Origin of the sequence: Aeromonas sp. 2MA4, assembly GCF_029237305.1 — a bacterium.
Taxonomy (GTDB): Bacteria; Pseudomonadota; Gammaproteobacteria; order Enterobacterales; family Aeromonadaceae; genus Aeromonas; species Aeromonas salmonicida.
The window spans coordinates 54296-73001 of sequence record NZ_JAACFY010000009.1 but is presented as its reverse complement, the minus strand read 5'-3'; the positions used below and the strand labels follow the sequence as shown (position 1 = coordinate 73001).

At 58.0% G+C, this 18706-nt stretch carries 13 protein-coding genes; 10 read left to right on the top strand and 3 right to left on the bottom strand.

Annotation, left to right across the window (positions count from 1 at the left end):
- Positions 1-21: 21 nt before the first annotated feature.
- The gene (locus GWQ31_RS11255) at positions 22-4911 is read left to right on the top strand and encodes an alpha-2-macroglobulin (protein ID WP_275909376.1); all 4890 of its coding nucleotides are present in this window, start codon (positions 22-24) and stop codon (positions 4909-4911) included.
- A gap of 58 nt (positions 4912-4969) precedes the next feature.
- The gene (gene pbpC, locus GWQ31_RS11250; RefSeq protein ID WP_345893586.1) at positions 4970-7273 is read left to right on the top strand and encodes a penicillin-binding protein 1C; all 2304 of its coding nucleotides are present in this window, start codon (positions 4970-4972) and stop codon (positions 7271-7273) included.
- Positions 7274-7345: 72 nt separating this feature from the next.
- Here the strand turns inward: pbpC and GWQ31_RS11245 are convergent, their stop codons facing one another.
- On the bottom strand, positions 7346-8305 hold the full coding sequence (locus GWQ31_RS11245) for a hypothetical protein (protein ID WP_096118486.1): 960 nt from the start codon (positions 8303-8305) through the stop codon (positions 7346-7348).
- A 177-nt stretch (positions 8306-8482) separates the two neighbouring features.
- Between GWQ31_RS11245 and thiI the strand changes: the two genes are divergently transcribed.
- Complete coding sequence (thiI, locus tag GWQ31_RS11240; RefSeq protein ID WP_275909374.1) at positions 8483-9931, top strand: tRNA uracil 4-sulfurtransferase ThiI; 1449 nt, start codon at positions 8483-8485, stop codon at positions 9929-9931.
- A 99-nt stretch (positions 9932-10030) separates the two neighbouring features.
- Here thiI and GWQ31_RS11235 read toward each other — a convergent pair whose 3' ends face one another.
- The gene (locus GWQ31_RS11235) at positions 10031-10423 is read right to left on the bottom strand and encodes a hypothetical protein (protein WP_275909373.1); all 393 of its coding nucleotides are present in this window, start codon (positions 10421-10423) and stop codon (positions 10031-10033) included.
- 103 nt (positions 10424-10526) lie between these two features.
- Positions 10527-11159 (bottom strand): trimeric intracellular cation channel family protein, encoded by a 633-nt coding sequence (locus tag GWQ31_RS11230; protein WP_005310300.1) that lies wholly within the window; start codon positions 11157-11159, stop codon positions 10527-10529.
- A 401-nt stretch (positions 11160-11560) separates the two neighbouring features.
- Here GWQ31_RS11230 and flaA point away from each other — a divergent pair, with 401 nt between their 5' ends.
- The 7 genes from flaA (at position 11561) to GWQ31_RS11195 (ending at position 18685) form a co-directional block, all read left to right on the top strand.
- Entirely contained in the window at positions 11561-12472 is a 912-nt protein-coding gene (gene flaA / locus GWQ31_RS11225; protein WP_275909372.1) for a flagellin A, read from the top strand.
- A 582-nt stretch (positions 12473-13054) separates the two neighbouring features.
- Positions 13055-13960 carry a flagellin B gene (gene flaB, locus GWQ31_RS11220; RefSeq protein WP_111589720.1) on the top strand — a complete coding sequence of 302 codons (906 nt, stop codon included), beginning with the start codon at positions 13055-13057 and terminating at the stop codon, positions 13958-13960.
- Positions 13961-13994: 34 nt separating this feature from the next.
- Complete coding sequence (locus GWQ31_RS11215) at positions 13995-14435, top strand: flagellar protein FlaG (RefSeq protein ID WP_034523542.1); 441 nt, start codon at positions 13995-13997, stop codon at positions 14433-14435.
- 27 nt (positions 14436-14462) lie between these two features.
- On the top strand, positions 14463-15854 hold the full coding sequence (fliD, locus tag GWQ31_RS11210; RefSeq protein ID WP_275909371.1) for a flagellar filament capping protein FliD: 1392 nt from the start codon (positions 14463-14465) through the stop codon (positions 15852-15854).
- 17 nt (positions 15855-15871) lie between these two features.
- Positions 15872-16294 (top strand): flagellar export chaperone FliS, encoded by a 423-nt coding sequence (gene fliS / locus GWQ31_RS11205; RefSeq protein ID WP_125607838.1) that lies wholly within the window; start codon positions 15872-15874, stop codon positions 16292-16294.
- Complete coding sequence (locus tag GWQ31_RS11200; protein ID WP_275909370.1) at positions 16291-16590, top strand: hypothetical protein; 300 nt, start codon at positions 16291-16293, stop codon at positions 16588-16590. The genes fliS and GWQ31_RS11200 overlap by 4 nt, the downstream gene beginning before the upstream one ends.
- 7 nt (positions 16591-16597) lie before the next feature.
- The gene (locus GWQ31_RS11195; protein ID WP_275909369.1) at positions 16598-18685 is read left to right on the top strand and encodes a 6-hydroxymethylpterin diphosphokinase MptE-like protein; all 2088 of its coding nucleotides are present in this window, start codon (positions 16598-16600) and stop codon (positions 18683-18685) included.
- Positions 18686-18706: the final 21 nt, after the last annotated feature.

The window sequence follows — 18706 nt, the reverse complement described above, 5'->3', positions numbered from 1 at the left end:
ATCCAATCCGGGATGGAACCTATGCGCCCTTTCGACTCTCGCCCTGCTGCCCACCAATGTGCCCAGGCTCTCGTCTCACCACTTAGGCGCCGCCGGTCAGCCCTGTTGCTCACAGGGCTGACCGGTCTGCTCTTGGCCGGTTGCGGCCAGGACAAGCCAGCGGCAACCGCCGATCTAGCGCCTGCGGCCCGGCAAGTTGCGAGGGCGCCAGACACTGTGGTGCAGGCCAATGCCCGCCAGTATCGGGATGCACCGGCGCTGGCGCTGGTCTTCTCCGGCCCGCTGGCGCCCAAGTCCAATTGGCAAACCTGGCTCAGTGTGAGCGAGGGGGGTAAGCAGTTGCAGGGGGAGTGGGTCCTGGCCGAGGATGGCCGCACCCTCTACTTCCCGCAGGTAGCGCCCGACAAGAGTTACAAGGTGACCCTCAAAGCTGGGTTGGGGCCCGAGGCGCAGAGCTGGACCCTCAAGACCCGACCACTGGAGGCGGGAGCCTCCTTTGCAGCGAGCGGCATGGTGCTGCCGCTTCGTCAGGAGCTGCGCCTGCCCATCAGCGCAGTCAACGTGGATGAGGTCAATATCGATTTCTTCCGGGTCGATGCCGAATATCTGCCACGTTTTCTGGCCGAATACAGACCCGGCGCAGGCATGGGCAACTGGGAGCTGGAGCAGATCACCAGCCGCGCCAAGCGGGTGTTCAGCGGCCGTTACGCCCTTGAGCTGGATCCCAATCGCCGCGAGACCCGCCTCATCAACGTCAAGGAGCCGCAGCTGGCCGAGGCCGGTGTCTACTTTGCAGTCATGTCCCCCCTGGGCAACTACGACTGGCGCAAGGAGACCACCTATTTCGCGGTGAGCGACATGGGGCTCAGTGCCCGTCGCTATCGGGACCAGCTGGAGGTGTTTGTCAGCGCGCTCTCGAGCGCGGATCCCCTCAAGGAAGTACAACTCTCTTTGCTCGACGAGAAGGGCAACCGGCTGCAGGTGCAACAAACCGATCTGCGGGGGCATCGCCGCTTCGATCAGGTGCAGGGTGCGCGCCTGCTGCTGGCCGAGCAGGGCAAGCATCTGGCTGTGCTGCGCCTCGATGGCGCCGCGCTGGATCTCTCCGCCTTTGAATTGGGCACCCAGCCCTGGCAGGCCCAGCAGCTTTATCTGTTCAGCGGGCGGGATCTCTACCGCCCCGGCGAGCGGCTTGACAGTGAAATTTTGCTAAAAGGGCAGGATGGCCAGTTGCTGCCGGGCATGGCGGTGGAGCTGGAAGTGAAACAGCCGGATGGCCAACTGCTGGAGCAAAAACGTCTGCTGCCGGACAGCCTGGGCGCCGCCCATTATGGCCTGCGCCTGCCGGATGATGCGCCGCTCGGCCGCTGGACCATCACCCTGAAAACCGCTGCCGGCAGCCGCTTCGAGTGGCCCTTCCTGGTGGAAGAGTTCCTGCCGGAGCGGCTCAAGCTGCAACTTGGCAAGGGACCGGATGGTGAATTACTGAACCCGCAGGAGGCACTCACCTTGCCGTTGCAGGGGGATTATCTCTATGGCGCCCCGGCGAGCGCCACCAAGGCCAAGGCAGAGGTGAAGATAAGCCGCGCCACCATGCCCTTCACCCAGTGGCAGGAGTTTACGCTGGGGGATGTGCTGCTGACCGAGCAGGCCAGGGATCTGGAGCCTGTCACGCTCACCCTGGACCAGCAGGGGCATGGCGCATTTTCGCTGGTGGATCAACTTGCCAGTGTGGGGACCCTGGGGCCGCTGGAGGTGGCTTATCGTGTCTCTTTATCCGAGCCCGGTGGCAGGGCGGTCAATCGCAGCCGTACCCAGTACGGCTGGCCCACCGGTAGCCAGTGGCCTGCGCTCAAGGCCGATTTCGTGGCAGACAGAGTGGAGGGGGGCAAGACGCTGCCTTTCCAGATCCTCAACCTCGATGAGCAGGGCCAGCCGGTGGCGGGCGAGGTGAAGGTGCGTCTGGTCAACGAATACCGTGACTACTACTGGCACTACGCCGATGGCGAAGGGTGGAAGTACGAGTTCAACAGTCAGCCCTATCTGGAGCAGGAGCAGACACTGCAACTGGATGGCAAGGGGCCGACCACCCTCAGCTTGCCCTTGGCGGCGGGATGGTATCGGTTGGAGGTGGAGAACAGCCAGGGCCATCAGTCCAGTCTGCGGGTCGAGATCGGCAGTTACGCCTGGGGTGGCGGTGGTGAGCAGGCGCGGCCTGACAAGATTGCCATCACCCTCGACAAGCGCGCCTATCAGGCGGGTGACAAGGCGAAAGTGACGCTGGTTGCCCCCCGTGCGGGCAAGGGGCTCTTGCTGGTGGAGGATGGTGACGGCCTGCGCTGGTGGCAGCGTATCGAGCTGCGAGCCGAAGGTGGTGGATTGGCAGAGGCGCGTGGCGAGTTCGAGATCCCCGTCAGCCCTGAGTGGCAGCGCCACGATCTGCATATCTCCGCCCAGATTGCCGCCCCTGACAGCGAATCAAAGCCGGTGAGCCAAAAGAGTGTGCAGAGCCTGCGCTCGGTCGGTTTGGTGCCGCTCGCGCTCGACCGGGAGGCTCGCCGCCTGCCGCTCACCTTGAGTGCGCCGGACAAGGCGGTGCCGCTCACTCGCCTCGAGGTGGCGGTGACCTCGACACCAAACAGCCAGGGCCGGGTGGTGCTGGCTGCGGTGGATAGGGGCGTGCTCAATATCAGCGACTACCAACCCCTTGATCCGTTCGAGATCTTCTTTGGCCGCAAGCGCTTCGCGCAAGACTTGTTCGACAACTACGGTCAGGTGATACCGCCGCAGGATGGCAAGCTGGCTCGCCTCAACTACGGCGGTGATGCGCCGGCCCTGAAGAAGGGAGGGGCGCTGGAGAGCCGGGTCGAGGTGGCGGCGCTCTGGAGCGGCGAGGTGAGTTTTGACGAGAGTGGCAAGGCGGTGATCCCGCTTGATCTGCCCAACTTCAACGGCGAGCTGGCGCTGATGGCGCTGGCCTGGAACGAGCAGCAGGTGGGTCAGGCCGAGCGTGCCGTCAAAGTTGTGGCGCCGCTGGTGGCCGAGATAGGCTGGCCGCGTTTTGGCGCAAGAGGGGATGAGACCCGTGCCCTGGTGCAACTGCGTAACATGAGTGGTGAAGATCAGAGCCTGTCGCTGACCTGGACCCTGACCGGTGGCTTGCAGGCGGGGGGCGCGCTGCCCGAGACGCTGGCGCTGAAAAACGGCGAGGAGCAGTGGCTGACCCTGCCGCTCACAGTGACCGGGGCGAGCGGTGTGGCAAGCCTGCAACTGGCGGCGAGCGGCAAGGATTTTGCGGTAAACCGCGAATGGTCTCTGCCGCTGCGATCCCCCTGGCCAGCCCAGACGCGCCAGCGCTATCAGATGCTGGCACCCAACCAGCAGATGAGCTTTGCTCAGAGCGAGCTGGCCGGGCTGGATCCCGCCAATCTGCAAGGGCTGCTCAGCCTCTCCGGCACGCCTCCCTGGGATCCGGCCGGCCAGTGGCAAGCGCTTGCCCAGTACCCCTACGCCTGTCTGGAGCAGACCCTGTCTCGCGCCTGGCCTTACTTGCTGACTACGGCGGATGAGCGTGCTGCCTGGTCAAACAATCTGCCAAACGTGGACAAGCCGGTGAGCGAGGCGGACCTGCAGCGCGCCCTGCTGCAACGGTTGCAACGACTGCAATTGCCCAGCGGTGGCTTTGGTCTGTGGGATGGCCGCTCCGATGAGGAGCAGTGGCTCACCGCCTATGCGGCCGACTACCTGCTGACAAGAAAAGAGGCCGGTGATGCCGTGCCCGAGGCGATGCTCAATCAGGCCATCAACCGTTTGCAGAGCTATCTCGGCGACAGCCAGTATGGGGAGCGCTGGAGCAGTGCCCCCGAACACAGCCGGCTGGCTTATCAGGCTTACAGTGCCTTCGTGCTGGCGCGAGTAGGCAAGGCGCCGCTTTCCACCTTGCGCCTCATCTGGGAGCAGCAGGCGGATCATGCCCGCTCCGGTTTGCCGCTCTTGCACCTCTCGCTGGCGCTTTCCGCCATGGGGGATGAGCAGACGGCTGCCAAGGCTTTGACTCGGGCATTGGCGACTCCGCGCGGTGATGGCTATCTGGCCGATTACGGTTCGCCCCTGCGCGATGGGGCGTTGGAGCTAGCCCTGCTGCGCCAGCACAAGCTGGCCGAGGATCGCTGGCCCGAGCTTAGCGCCAAGGTGGCCGACACCCTGGCCCATCGCCAGTGGCTAAGCACTCAGGAGCGGCTGGCCCTGTTGCGGTTGGCACAGGTCGATCCTGCGGCTGACTGGCAGGCCAGGGTAGCGTCAATCAGTGGCGACCAGGCCGTTGCCGGTAAAAACAGTGCGCAGATCGGTGCCCCCGAGGCCCTGGCGGCCACTGGCGTGACCAACGAGGGCAAGGGATTCCTCTATGTGCAACGCACCCTGATAGGCTATCCCGAGCAGGCCCCCGTACGCATCAGCCAGGGCATGAGCGTGACTCGCAGCTGGTTCAATGCCGATGGTAAGCCGCTCGATCCTGCCAAGGTCAAGGTGGGCGATTTGGTGGTGGTGCGGCTCAATGTGAGCAGCGAGCAGACGGTGCCCGATGCCTTGCTGGTGGAGATGCTGCCGGCGGGATTTGAGCTGGAAAACCCGGCCCTTGGCACCAGCATCAAGCTCGAGGAGCTCAGTATCGAGGGCAAACCTGCGTGGCAGAGCGAGTGGAACGACTACCTCAAACATCAGGAGTTTAGAGACGATCGTTACACGGCCGCGCTGGATCTGAGCGAGGGGGGCAATCAGCAACTTGTCTATCTGATGCGGGCAGTGACCCCGGGCCGCTATCAGGTGCCGCCGACTCAGGTGGAAGACATGTATCGACCCGAACTGCGGGCGGTGGGCCAGGATATCCACGAGGTGACCATTTCTGAGTAATTCGCCTTTGCAGGACGAGGCGCGTCCAGCCGGTTTTTGGTCGCGTGCTCGCCAGTGGTTGCGTCAGGGTTGGCTTGCTTTGCCAGGTTTGCCTCGCTGGCTGCGGCTGACGGGGTTGGGAATGGGGGCTCTCATCCTGGTGTTGCTGGTGCTGGATCGCGCCTTCCCGCCGCCACCGCTGGATCCCGCCTATGCGCGGGTGGTGCTCGATATGAAGGGGCGCCCCCTGCGCGCCTTTGCCGACACCAGCGGGGTGTGGCGCTATCCGGTGACCCTGGCGCAGGTCTCTCCCCGCTACATAGAAGCATTGCTCGGCTACGAGGATCGCCACTTCTGGCGCCATCCCGGGGTCAACCCTGTGGCCATGGTGCGCGGGGTCTGGCAGTGGCTGCGTTACGGGCGGGCGGTATCAGGGGGCTCTACCCTTACCATGCAGGTGGCCCGCTTGATCGAGCCCTATCACAGGAGCGTACCCGGCAAGCTGCGCCAGATGGCGCGGGCGCTGCAACTGGAGTGGCACTACGACAAGCGCACCCTGCTCACCGTTTATCTCAACCGTGCCCCCTTTGGTGGCAATCTGGAAGGAGTACAGGCGGCCAGCTTTGCCTATCTGGGCAAGAGTGCGGCCAAGCTCACTCATGCCGAGGCCGCCCTGTTGGCGGTGCTGCCGCAGGCCCCCAGTCGTTACCGACCCGATCGCCATCCGGATCGCGCCCGCGCCGCCCGTGACAAGGTGATGCAGCGGCTGGTCAAACAGGGCGCCTGGCCAGATGCCGTGTGGCGTGAAGGGCGAATAGAACCCGTGCTGGCGCGCGGTCACTTCACCCCCATGGAGGCGCCGCTGTTTGCCCGTCTCGCCGCAGACAGCCAGCCGGGCGCCCTGGTGCATACCACCATAGACGGCGATCTGCAGCGCTGGCTGGAGGCGCGAGTGGCGACTTATATCCGTCGCTTCCCGGAACAGACCTCCGCCGCCCTGCTGCTGGTGGATAACCAGACCATGGCGGTGCGCGCCTACGTGGGCAGCGCCGAGTATGGCAATCTGCGCCGTCATGGCTACCTCGACATGGTGCAGGCGATCCGCTCACCTGGCTCCACCCTCAAGCCGTTTATCTATGGTCTGGCCCTCGATGCTGGCCTGGTTCATTCGGCCTCCCTGCTCTCCGATGCACCCAGATTGGGATCGGACTATCGACCCGCCAATTTTACCGGCGCCTTTCAGGGGCCTGTCACCCTGACCCGGGCGTTGCAGCAATCCCTCAACGTCCCCGCCGTGCAGGTGCTGGAGGCCCTGGGGCCCGATACTCTGGTCAATCGACTGGATAACGCCGGGGTCAGGCTGGCCCTCTCCGACAAGCCCAATCCGGCCATTGCGCTGGGGGCGGCCGGCGTCAGGCTGGAACAACTGGTGGCGCTCTATAGCTCCCTCACCCGGCAGGGACAGGTGGCGATGCCGGTCTGGCTGGCGGGGCAACAGGCGGTATCGCGCCCCTTGCTAAGCCCCGGGGCGGCCTGGATCACCTGGCAAATTTTAAGCTCGCAGGGGCGGGCTGATCAGCCCTTTGCCAGCGAGGCGACCGGCCGGGTCAACCGGCTGGCCTGGAAGACGGGTACCAGCTATGGCTATCGGGACAGCTGGGCGCTGGGGGTCTCCGGCCGCTGGACCCTGGGGGTCTGGCTGGGGCGGCCCGATGGCACCCCCTTGCCCGGTTTTTATGGGCAGAGCGCGGCTGTGCCGCTGCTGCTCTCCGTCTATTCGCGACTGGGGGACAACAGCCCCCTGCCAGCGCAACCCAATACGGTGAGCGAGGCCGAGATCTGCTGGCCTCTGGGGCGGCGGGTGAGTGTCACCCTGCCTGAGGCCTGCTTGCAGCATCAGAGCGCCTGGTTGCTGGATGAGCTGGATCCCCCTACCTTGCCAGACCCCATGGATTGGCCTTCCCCCCTGCGCCAGGTGGCACTGACCAGTCAGGGCAAGCCGACGCTGACCCGTTGTGACGATGCCAGCCAATCCGTCTGGCGGGCGCTGTGGCCCTTGTCGCTGGAGCCCTGGCGCGCGCCAGGCGAGCGGCGCAAGGCGCTGCTCGCCAGCGGTTGTGAGGGAGCGGGACAGGGGGCGGATCTGCAGGCGCCGATTCGCATCGTCGCCCTGGGGGAGGGCAACCTTATCCGTAGCCAGCGCTATCGCCTGCAACCCAGGGTGCTGGGTGGTGTGGGCAAGCCATTCTGGTTTCTCAATGGCCAGCGCCTGCGCTGGGATGGGGATCAGGTATTGAGCAAGGCAGGCCGCTACCAGCTGGTGGTGGTCGATGAGGCGGGCAACAGCGACAGGGTGGAGTTTCGGTTGGAGAATCCCTCCTGAAGAAGGGATCCTCCTGATTTGGCCGGGCAGAGCGCCGGAATATTGGCGCCGCCTCATATCATCACGGCGGACTCAGGATTTGACCTGGCCCAGGCGGGTGAAGAAGTGCTGGCTCTTGCGCTGGTGAAAGTGGCTCTTCTTGATGGGATGGAAGATGAGGTTGCTAGCCGGGTGGCTTGCCTTGAGTTGATGGATCATCGCCATGGCGGGCAATGAGCAGCTGATCAGCGTGGTGAGCGGCAGGCTGTGGGTCGCTGGCCCCAGCAGCTGATTGAGCCCTTGCTGCGCCAGCTCGAAACGGGTCAGGGCTGCTGGCTCGGCATAGCCGCTGCCCAGCATGGTGAGCATGGCATCGAGGGCCTGATGGAACTCGGCCAGTTGCTGGCGAAAGCCGCTGCGGGCACGCAGTGCAATCAATTCATCGAAGGAGATTTCGCTCAGGTGAGTGGGCACTTGCAATGGTATCTCGAGGTGGAAGCAATCCTGGCCGCCCCGATTGTGGTAGCGGGATTCGAGCAGGTGCAGCAGCCTGTCCAGATAGTCGTGATCCGTGATGAGCGCCCCCTCATTGGCGAGTGCCCACTCACGGGCGAGGCGCATGGAGAGCAGATTGGCAAAGCGCCGCGCCATCTTGATCCCCCCCTCATCCTGGCTGGCAAAGCCGTGGGCGAGGCAAAAGCCGTGCAGCCGCTCAAGACCGGCCTGGGTCGGGCAGAAGCAGTCGTGATTGGCGCTTTGACGCCAGCGAGTGATGAGATCTCTGTTGCCAAATACCTTGTGGCGGGCAAAGTCGGGCGCGACAAGACCGCCGAGCTGACTCTCCAGCTGAGGGGTGATATCTGCAAAGAAAGCTGGCTCGGGCCGCTCTGCCAGCAGGTCGGTTCGCTGCTCCAGCGTACTTAGCAAAGTGGTGAGGCCGCTTTTCTCACTGATGGTGAAGACGAAGGCGAGCCGCTCCAGATAGAGCAGGGCAAACTTGAGCCAGAGCTCGTCACGTACCTCCATGCCGGGGTAGTAGATATAAGTCTTCATCGGATCTTCTGTGTTGAAGCATCTTGCCAGGGCGCAGGTTCGGGAATATACGCAAGATTGCCGCCGGGCCGCAAACATTGAGTGGGAGAATATGGGTGAACGCTCAGCCTGTAGGCGCTGGCAACAAAGTTCTGATATAATCCGCGCCCTTAAATCAAGGCCACCCGAGTTGAAACCATGAAGTTCATTATCAAGCTGTTCCCGGAAATCACCATCAAGAGCAAGTCAGTGCGCCAGCGCTTCACCAAGATGTTGCAGGGCAACATTCGCAACGTGTTGCGCCGCTTCGACGAAGATGCCCGCGTACGGATGGATTGGGACAAACTGGTAGTGAGCTCCCGCAATGATCAGTTCCACGCCCAGTACCTCGAGACCCTGGCCTGCATCCCGGGCATCCAGTACTTCCTCGAAGTGAAACTGAGCAACTTCACCGACCTGCATGACATCTTCGAGCAGACCCGCGCCGTCTGGGGCGATCGCCTGAAAGGCAAGACCTTCTGTGTGCGTGCCCGCCGCGTCGGCAAGCACGACTTCAGCTCGCTGGAGCTGGAGCGTTATGTGGGTGGTGGCCTCAACCAGCATTGTGAAACTGCCGGCGTACGTCTGAAAAAGCCTGACATCCAGGTCAACCTGGAAGTGGAAAACGACGAGCTTTATATCATCAGCGCCGTTCACCATGGCATGGGCGGTTTCCCTATGGCGACCCAGGAAGACGTGCTGAGCCTGCTCTCCGGTGGCTTTGACTCGGGCGTAGCCTCTTACCAGTTCATCAAGCGCGGTTGCCGGGTGCACTATTGCTTCTTCAACCTCGGCGGCGCTGCCCACGAGATCGGGGTCAAGCAGGTGGCCTACTACCTGTGGAGCAAGTTTGGCGCCTCTCACAAGGTGCGCTTCACCGCCATCGACTTTGAACCCGTGGTCGCCGAGATCCTGGAAAAGGTGGATAACGGCCAGATGGGGGTAGTGCTCAAGCGCATGATGATGCGCGCCGCAGGCCAGGTGGCTGACTACTTCCAGATCCCGGCCCTGGTGACAGGGGAGTGCGTGGGTCAGGTCTCCAGCCAGACCCTCACCAACCTCAACGTCATCGATCGGGTGACCGACAAGGTGATCCTGCGCCCGCTCATCACCTGGGACAAGCCGGACATCATCAGCGAAGCCCGTCGTATTGGCACCCTGGAGTTTGCCGAGACAATGCCGGAGTATTGCGGCGTTATCTCCAAGAAGCCGACCGTGAAGGCCGAGCTTTCCCGTATCGAAGCGGAAGAGGCCAACTTCGACTTCGCCATCCTGGACAAGGTAGTGTCCGAGGCCCGTTACCTCGACATTCGCCGCATCGGTGAAGAGACTTCCGCCGAGGTTCAAGAGATAGAGACCACAGAAGTGCTGGCCGCTGACGAGGTGATCCTGGACATTCGTTCCGCCGACGAGCGCGACGAGAAACCCTTGGTGGTGGAAGGCCGTGACGTGCTGCACATCCCCTTCTTCAAGCTGGCCACCGCCTTTGGTGATCTGCCCAAAGAGCAGACCTATCTGCTCTACTGCGATCGCGGCGTGATGAGCAAGCTGCAGGCGCTCTACCTGAAAGAGAAGGGCTTTGACAACGTCAAGGTGTACCGCCCGTAATCAGGGGGTGACGTTTCGAATAAAAAATCCGGCCAATGAGCCGGATTTTTTATTTCACTGCGCATCACGCTCTGATGGCGCGTCGAGACAACGTGGGGATCAGGGGCAGGGGACAGGGGTAAAGGTTGACTCGCCCTGGCAACGCCAGCCCATCTCGGCCTGCTTCATCTGCCACAGGTTATTGCTGCGAAACAGGGTCAGGATATAAAGCATGTCACTCTTGTTGCCATCGAGGGCAACCGACAGCACCAGATCATTATCCAGTTGCTGTGCCTGGATGCGACTGGGTATGTCGTTATGGCCGACAAAACGCAGTGCCACTTCACGATAATCATTGACCCAGGTTTGCCGGGTCGTGCTTGCCTGACGGATCTGCTGGTTGAACTGCTGCACCGGGGTAGAAGCCAGTCGTCCAAACAGTACCTGTGTATCGGCATGCGCCGTTGCCACATTCATCAGTAGCAGGGAAGTAATGAGCCCAAGTTTTTGCATGAGGGATTCCGGCTTACAACGACTGGATCCTATGACAACAGAAAAGCCCGCTTGGTTCAACGTAACGAGGCCGGGAGTGAGACTTGCCCCCCCGGCCCGAACATCAATGGCGTTGCAGCGAAAAGGTGGGCAGTGACAGGTGCCAGTAAATGGCAGCGACCCGCAGACCAAATACCCCCAGCATGCTGATCAGCATGGCGGTCACCCTGTCCACGTTGACCTCCAGTGCCAGGGTATAGAGGATGCCCCCCAGAATGCAGGCGGTGGCATAGATCTCCTTTTGCAGCACCATGGGCACCTCCCGTGCCAGCACATCGCGGATCATGCCGCCAGCCACACCCGTCATGGTCCCCATGATCACCGCAATCAGACCTGGGGTACCGAAGTTGAGTGCCTTCTGGGCACCGATCACGGTAAAGAGAGCCAGCCCGAAGGCATCCGCTACCGGCAACACATACCAGGGCATACGCTTGGGTAGCTTGACCATCCACATACCCACCAGCGCCGTGGCAATCACCACCCAGATATAGAGAGGGTCACGCACCCAGAATACGGGGGTGGCACCCAATATCATGTCGCGGATGGTGCCACCGCCAATGGCGGTTACCGCCGCCAGCACCATGACGCCGAAGGCATCCATCCTGAGCCGCCCTGCCACCAGGACTCCCGAAAACGCGAATACCGCAGTACCAAACATGTCGCTGATGTAAACAATCTGCTCAACCAGTGTCTGCATGGAGAACAACTCACGTCCAATTGTTGATGGGGTCGCGATTTTAGGGGGTGGACAGGTTTCTGACCAATGATGGCCTGCAAAAATGAGAGCCAGCCCCAGTTTTTGCAGACGGGATGTGGGTGCGCGGATGCGCGCTGACACCTTGCAGGTCAGGGCACTTGCTTTGCCATGGCCTTTGGCTTGTGCGGCATCCTTCTGATAAGGGGAACTTTTTGGATTTTTTCTCTTAAGTAAAACAGGAATGTGCCGATAAATAGGGTAAGCGGCGTTAATGCGATGAAGCGTTAAAAATAATGCTAAAGACATCGAAAAAGAGGCCGTTAAATAAGACGCATCGGACAGGAAAGACAATAAAGTCCGAGCAAATTAGATAGTAAATTTAATAGCTTAGGAGAATGGTTATGGCACTTTATATCAATACGAACGTTTCATCGCTTAACGCCCAGCGTAACCTGATGAACACCAACAAATCTCTGGATACTTCTTACACCCGTCTGGCATCTGGTCTGCGCATCAACAGCGCAAAAGACGATGCGGCAGGTCTGCAAATATCCAACCGTTTGACCTCCCAGATCAATGGACTGGACCAGGGTAACCGTAACGCCAACGATGGCATTTCCGTTGCCCAGACCGCAGAAGGTGCCATGGATGAAGTGACCTCCATGCTGCAACGGATGCGCACCCTTGCTCAGCAATCTGCCAACGGTTCCAACAACACCGATGACCGTACCGCTTTGCAGCAAGAGTACACTCAGCTGATGACTGAAATCGACCGGGTGGCAAAAGACACCACCTTTGGTGGCCAGAACTTGCTCAGTGGTGGCTATGTGGGCTCCTTCCAGGTTGGTGCCGACGCAGGTCAGACCATCACCTTCCGGATGACCACTGCCTTCACCATCTCGGGCATGGCATCAGCCACCAGTGGCAGTGCGGCGGTAACCACCACCACATCGGGTGAGCCTTACCTCATCACCAAGACAGCAGGTACGCCAGTCAGCTCCACTAGTATGTCGTCCATCCAGGCGGCCAGTTCAGCCCAGTCAGCCATGGCTAACCTGGACTACATGATCAAGGTGGTGGACAGCAAGCGTGCGGAATTGGGTGCGGTACAGAACCGGTTTGACTCGACCATCCGCAACCAGGCGAACATCTCGGAGAACGTCAGTGCAGCTCGCTCACGTATTCGTGATGCAGACTTTGCGACCGAAACGGCCAACCTGACCAAGCAAAATATTTTGCAACAGGCGGCATCCACCATACTGTCACAGGCAAACCAGCGTCCCCAGTCTGCACTCTCGCTGCTGCAGGGCTAACAAAAGAAAACAGGGCGGTTGTTCAGGCCGCCCTGGTCAAGAGATGGAACAAAGGGGTGTTCGGTTTGCACTCTGTTCTATCGGGAGAGAATCAATTCTCTATATTAGTAATGCCAAGTGTTGTACAGCTGTTCAGTTCTGTCATCCTTGGTCATATTCTCCTGAGCGTATGCTCATTTTAGGCCGGTTTTCCGGCCTCTTTTTATTGTGCCGTCAAATTGACGCCACTCGCCCATATCAAAGCACAAACCGTGCCAAAAGCAATCAACGCCTCTATCCGGCTCCTCGGCCAACTCTAGACCCCCTGGCTACTCTCCTGTCCTCTTCCCCTTTGCCGCCTGCCGGATAAAACTTGCCGCCTTCGGCAATTATTTTCCTAAAGCTTGTGTCCCTGCGGCCGTTAAATAAAGTGAAGCAATCGAGGGGTGTTCGGAATCCAACGCTTGCACTACTGCGGGTGGCCTGTTCGTTCAAACAGACACCCGCCAGAAGACACAGGATTGTTCAACCTGTTCTTCTAACGGTGGGACGTCGCTTTGTCGGCGCAACCCGCAGTCGCATGTTCTTCGGGAGAATATTTTTATGGCCATGTACATCAACACGAATACTTCATCACTGAACGCCCAGCGTAACCTGATGAACACCAACAAGTCCCTGGATACGTCCTATACCAGACTGGCCTCCGGTCTGCGTATCAACACCGCCAAGGACGATGCCGCCGGTCTGCAGATCTCCAACCGTTTGACCTCACAAGTCAATGGTCTGGATCAGGGTAACCGCAACGCCAACGATGGTATCTCGGTTGCACAAACCGCTGAAGGCGCCATGGATGAAGTCACCTCCATGTTGCAGCGTATGCGTACCCTGGCCCAGCAATCCGCCAACGGTTCCAACAACACTGACGACCGTACTGCACTGCAGCAAGAGTTCGATCAGCTGACCACCGAAATTGACCGCATCTCCAGCGATACCACCTTTGGTGGCCAGAAGCTGCTGGATGGCTCTTACAAAGGGTCCTTCCAGGTGGGTGCCGATGCCGGTCAGACCATCACCTTCAAGATGACATCCGCGTTCACCATCAGCGGTATTGCGTCATCGACCAAGGGGAGTGCTACCGTTGCCACGAGTGCTACCGGCGAGCCCTACACTGTGACCAAGGGCACCACGGCAGTGACCTCCACCAGTGTGAGCAGCATCACCACTGCCAGTGCCGCCCAACTGGCCATGGCCAACCTTGATTTCATGATCAAGGCCGTTGATAGCAAACGGGCAGAGCTGGGTGCGGTGCAAAACCGGTTTGACTCGACCATTCGCAACCAGTCCAACGTCTCAGAGAACCTGAGTGCAGCACGCTCTCGTATTCGCGATGCGGACTTTGCGACTGAAACAGCCAACCTGACCAAGCAGAACATTCTGCAACAGGCGGCCTCCAGCATCCTGGCGCAAGCCAACCAAAGACCGCAGTCTGCCCTGTCCCTGCTGGGTTAACAGGCAGTGATGAGATAGAAAGAGGAGCGACGATATGGCCAATGACATTGGAATACCCTCATCGGTCACTCCTTCTTCTCTTCAGTCAAGTAGCAAGAGCGGCCAATCGGCCGCTCAAGTGCTATCTGGCACGACGGAAGAGCAGCGGGTGATGGCACAGGATGTGAAGAAGCAGCAAGAGGAGAAGGCGCAAGAGAAAGTCAGAAAACAGGATATTTCTGAGGTTGATATTGAAAAGGAGGTCCAAAACTTGCAAGAGTTCAGTAAGTTGCAAGGATGGACTGTCAATTTCAGTGTCGAAAAGGATCTCGAGCAGGTTGTCATCAAGGTGATGGATGCCCACACCAAGTCGATGATCCGTCAGATCCCGAGCGAAGAGTTGCTGGCCATCAGCAAACGGATCAAGGATCTGCGCGAAGGCGATGCGACCGGCGGAGGTTCCCGTGTCGGGCTGCTGCTCGATAACGAGATCTAATACGCAAGCATAACGAGGAGAGTGAGTATGACCACAGTAACTTCTGCCGGTGCCGGCTCGGGACTCGATCTTGAGTCTGTGATTGCTGCCAGTGTGGATGCCAAAAAGGCACAACTGCTGCAGCCAATTACCACCAAGAAGACCAATGCTCAAATCACTCTCTCAGGTGTTGGGCAACTGAAATCAGCCATCGCTTCCTTTGTGACCACGCTCAAGGCGATGTCCAAGGACGATGCATTCAACAAACGTGCCATCAACATTACTCAGGACAAGGACAATCCCGTACTCAAGGTGGAGAGTAAAACGGGGGCCTCCAACGGGCAGTACGACATCACAGTCAACAAATTGGCGAAGACCAGCAAGTTTGAAGGTGAATTTGACAAATCCACCGACCCTATGATCACCCAGGATGGGAAACTGACCTTCAAGGCGGGTGACAAAACCTTTGATGTGGATGTCAAGGCGGGGGATACGCTGCAATCCATTCGCAAGCGTATCAATAATGATGGCGATAACTTTGGCCTCAGCGTCAACATCATGAACACGGCCAATGGCAAGTCCAAACTTGTTATCGACTCCGGTGTCAGTGGTACTGGCAAGGACTTGCAGATTACTGGCAACACCACAGAGTTGACCGACAACTTTGTCTCCAAGTTGACACAAAGCCAAACTGCTCAGGATGCCGAGATCACGGTGGACGGAAGCACACTGACCAGTGCAACCAATACCTTTGATGGTACGATTCTCGGACTCAAGGTAACAGTGTTGAGAGAGTCCGACAAAAATGCGGACAATTCGCTCAAGTCCAACAAGGTGGATGTGACCACAGACAAGGCTGGCATCAAGGACATGGTCAAGAGCTTCATCGATGGCTACAACGCCCTGGTGAAGAAGAGCGGTGATCTTGGCAAGCGCAGTTCGATTGTGGCCGGGGTCAGTCAAAATGATGGGGGTGCCTTGGCTGGCGATGCCACCACGCGCGCAGTGACAAATATGATGACCGGGGCCATCACAGAGCCTTCCAAGAACTCTTCCACGTTTTCGACCATCTTTCAGCTGGGTGTCAAGATGGACAACAAGGGGGTGCTCTCCCTTGATAGTGAGAAATTCGATGAGGCGGTTGACAAGAACTTCGACCAGGTTGTAGCCCTGTTTGGTGGCAAGGATGGCGTGGCCGGCAAGATGGCCGGGCAACTGGAAAGTTACTCCAAAACCGGTGGCTTGCTTGCCAAGCGGGAAGATAGCCTGAATTCGGATCTGCGTGATGTCAATCGCAAGCAATCGGATGTTTCGGCCCAGCTGACCAAGTATGAAGAGACACTGCGTGCCCGTTACGGGAGCCTGGACAGCATGCTGGCCAAGATGAACAAGTCAGCCTCATATTTGAACCTGCTCAACACCAAGAACAGTAATTCATAGTCAGGATCGGTGTTTCTATGTATCGGAAAAATATCAAAGCCTATACCACCCAGAGTCTGCAATCCGAGCTGGCAGTGGCCGACCCTTATCGCGTCATTCAGCTACTGATGCAGGGATGTCTCGAGCGTCTTGCCCAGGCGCGTGGCGCGATTGAGCGTCGCGACTTTGAGCACAAGTCTCAGTCCATTTCCAAAACGATGGCCATCATCAACGGCCTGCAGGACTCGCTGGACCTCTCTTATGGCAAGGTGCCCGAGGACTTGTTCGCGCTTTATGATTACATGAAGGCTAGGATGATGGATGCCAGCCGGGATATGGATATCAGTGCGGTTGACGAGGTGATTAATCTGATGCTGACCGTAAAAAGCGGGTGGGATGCGATCCCCGTTGAAGAGCGTGACAAGGCGCTGGCACAGCAGAAAGTAGGCAGGGCGGAATGAACTGCAGCCCTCTGGTCGAATTGATGGAAACTGGCAACCAGCTGTTGGCGCTGCTCGAGCAGCGCCAGCTGCAGGCGGCTGACAAGCTGGTAGAGCCTTATCTCGGTGCGCTTGATAGTGCGTTTCAACACATTCCATCGGGTGCTGTGCTTGATGCTGAGCAGCGTCAGGCATTGCAGCAGTTTCAAGCCATCCATGAGTGGGTGGGAAAAGAGAAACATCTTGCAGAAGAGGAGTTGCTGCAGTTTTCCAAAGCGGGTCGCGCCTCTGATCTTTACAAGCTGAATGCAGGTTAGGCATATCATGGATTTTAATAAAAACATTGCCGATGTAGAAAATGAACTCTCTCGCCTAGAGCGGCAAAAAAAACAGGAAGCCGCCATGCTGGACGTGCTTCCTGTTCGTCATCAGCTCAATATGGCTGCTTTCGCAAAACACATGCCCGGCATTCATGATTATTTCAAAGATTATCAGCCCGTCCGGCCATTTCGTTTTTTCTGCAATGACAATGGCATTCCCAATATCTTGTGGCTTGATGATGGGGTGTCTCTCTATGGTGAGGATCCGTTTGCCGAGGTACAGGCACAGATAGCAGAGGTGATCGAGCAGAGTGTGTTGCAGTGTATCGATTTTATTCCTCAGTGGCATATCGATGGCCAGATCCACATAAAATTTAATAATGAAATATCAAAATTAAAAGAAAAATCAGCCTTGGAAGGCTTGCGGCTGAACAGTGCCCTGCACTCAGATATTCCATTGTCACTGATGTACGGGATCGGCTTGGGATATCAGCTGGGTTATCTCTATGAGCAGTGCAAGATCAGGAACCTGTTTGCCTTCGAGCCCGATCTCGATATGTTCTATGCCTCACTCTATTGTTTCGATTGGCATGAATTGTTCGAGTATATGGAGCGTGAGTCACTTAGCTTGCATCTGTTCATCGGTGTTGACGAACAACTGCTGGCAGCGGATATGATGGAAGCCCTTCATCGCAAGGGAGCATTCTGGTCAGCTAGCTACTTCTCTTTTTGCCATTATCATTCTCCCAAGCTGCATGCGCTGATAAATCAGGTAGAGAGCGAGTTTTACCTGCTCAAAACGGGCTGGGGTTTCTTTGACGACAATATCTACGCGCTGGCTCACAGCCATAATCATCTGCAAGAGGGAACCCCGTTCCTGAAGCGGCAGCGTGATACATCGGCATTCAGCCAGGTGCCTGTGTTTGTTGTGGGCAATGGTCCTTCTCTGGATCAGAGTATTGACTTTATAAAGCAGCATCAGCAACAGGCTGTCATCATCGCCTGTGGTACGGCTGTCAGTGCGCTTCACAAGGCGGGCGTCAAGCCAGATATCTATGTGGCCGTAGAGCGGACCAAGAGTTCGGCAGATTTCCTGCGCATTCTTGATGCGGATGACTTTATCAAGGATACCGTCTTCCTGAGCGTTGATGTTATTCACCCCGAGTGCAAAGGATTCTTCCGCAAGACGGGATTGACGTTCAAACCCAATGAACCCATGTTTTCCATGCTGATCAGTGCCTTTGGTCAGGCATTTGAATATGACACCATTGAGTTTTCCAACCCGTTTGTGGGGAATACCGGACTCAACTATGCCGCTTTGCTGGGCTTTAAACAGGTGTATCTATTCGGTATTGATAATGGCTACAAATCGGCAGGCAAACACCACTCCAGTTTGAGCTTGTATTACAACGACAAGAAAGAAGCCAAATATAACGAGAATCTGAAAGATACCTTCCCGGCACCAGGCAATTTTGGTGGGGAGGTGCGCATCAATCATTTGTTTGGGCTCGCCATCCATAATATGGAGCGTGTGCTGAATAATTATCCTGATTTGCGCTGCATCAACAGCAGTGATGGGGCCTATATCGAGGGCGCCATACCTCAAGGTGTCGAATCCTTGCAGCCATCCTGGCCCGAACTGGATAAAGTACGATTGATGGATGAGGTGATGGATCGCTGCTTCCAGTCTTTCGACATGACCAGCATTGACTTCAATGCCGCGCTCAATGTGTCGCTTTTCGATGAGCTGATAGATAAATTTCAAGCGGATTGGCAAAAGGTGCCGCGTGAGCACAATGCCGTGTTGGCTCTTATGCAACGACACCATGACTATCTTCTTTACTTGCTCATGAGCCGTGAATGCCATCTCTATCGTGTGATGATAGGCTCGATAAACTATTTCTATGCCAATATCATCAGCCTGATGATGGCCTTGGTAAATGCAGACTCTGACGAGTTTGAAATAAAGCTGAAAGAAGCTGAATCAATACTCGGGCGCTTCTTTGAGGAGAGCAAGGTCATGTATGCAGATGCATTCCAGCGGCAGGACTCCACCTACTTTGCTGGGCTCAATGTGTTCAAACATACCTGACCAGCAGGTAATGCCTTTCAG

What these genes read in the sequence shown, in the direction of transcription:
- fliD (WP_275909371.1), top strand. Translation starts at nt 14,463, where the DNA reads ATGACCACAGTAACTTCTGCCGGTGCCGGCTCGGGACTCGATCTTGAG.
- flaB (WP_111589720.1), top strand. Translation starts at nt 13,055, where the DNA reads ATGGCCATGTACATCAACACGAATACTTCATCACTGAACGCCCAGCGT.
- GWQ31_RS11230 (WP_005310300.1), bottom strand. Translation starts at nt 11,159, where the DNA reads ATGCAGACACTGGTTGAGCAGATTGTTTACATCAGCGACATGTTTGGT.
- GWQ31_RS11200 (WP_275909370.1), top strand. Translation starts at nt 16,291, where the DNA reads ATGAACTGCAGCCCTCTGGTCGAATTGATGGAAACTGGCAACCAGCTG.
- thiI (WP_275909374.1), top strand. Translation starts at nt 8,483, where the DNA reads ATGAAGTTCATTATCAAGCTGTTCCCGGAAATCACCATCAAGAGCAAG.
- fliS (WP_125607838.1), top strand. Translation starts at nt 15,872, where the DNA reads ATGTATCGGAAAAATATCAAAGCCTATACCACCCAGAGTCTGCAATCC.
- flaA (WP_275909372.1), top strand. Translation starts at nt 11,561, where the DNA reads ATGGCACTTTATATCAATACGAACGTTTCATCGCTTAACGCCCAGCGT.
- GWQ31_RS11245 (WP_096118486.1), bottom strand. Translation starts at nt 8,305, where the DNA reads ATGAAGACTTATATCTACTACCCCGGCATGGAGGTACGTGACGAGCTC.
- GWQ31_RS11215 (WP_034523542.1), top strand. Translation starts at nt 13,995, where the DNA reads ATGGCCAATGACATTGGAATACCCTCATCGGTCACTCCTTCTTCTCTT.
- GWQ31_RS11235 (WP_275909373.1), bottom strand. Translation starts at nt 10,423, where the DNA reads ATGCAAAAACTTGGGCTCATTACTTCCCTGCTACTGATGAATGTGGCA.
- GWQ31_RS11255 (WP_275909376.1), top strand. Translation starts at nt 22, where the DNA reads ATGCGCCCTTTCGACTCTCGCCCTGCTGCCCACCAATGTGCCCAGGCT.
- GWQ31_RS11195 (WP_275909369.1), top strand. Translation starts at nt 16,598, where the DNA reads ATGGATTTTAATAAAAACATTGCCGATGTAGAAAATGAACTCTCTCGC.